The sequence below is a fragment of the Paraburkholderia sp. SIMBA_054 genome (genome assembly GCF_046534875.1).
In the GTDB taxonomy this organism is placed as follows: Bacteria; Pseudomonadota; Gammaproteobacteria; order Burkholderiales; family Burkholderiaceae; genus Paraburkholderia; species Paraburkholderia hospita.
The window spans coordinates 1-240 of record NZ_JAWRXV010001619.1 but is presented as its reverse complement, the minus strand read 5'-3'; the positions used below and the strand labels follow the sequence as shown (position 1 = coordinate 240).

Here is a 240-nt window from a genome sequence, read left to right as displayed (position 1 = left end):
CAATAAGGAGTTTAATTCATAACAAAGACCGCCTCGTTTTTGAATTAGTAACTTTTCTACTAAGTTATTTTTTGAGATGTTTTTAATAGTACCAGCCATAATATCGAGATTTTCATAGGGGAGAATCAAGCCCATTTTCAAGAGAATTTCATCTAAATCATTAAATGTTATTTCTTTTGCAGGAATTTTTAGTCGTTTAAAAAACTCCTTTTGTAAATTGGTCATCATAAAGCATTCTCC

At 29.6% G+C, this 240-nt stretch carries 1 protein-coding gene; it reads right to left on the bottom strand.

Annotated elements, in window-relative coordinates; all coding sequences use genetic code 11:
- Positions 1-228, bottom strand: a 228-nt coding sequence (locus tag SB822_RS60560; RefSeq protein WP_256502051.1) for an arylamine N-acetyltransferase, incomplete at its 3' end; no start/stop codon positions are given.
- Positions 229-240 lie beyond the last annotated feature (12 nt).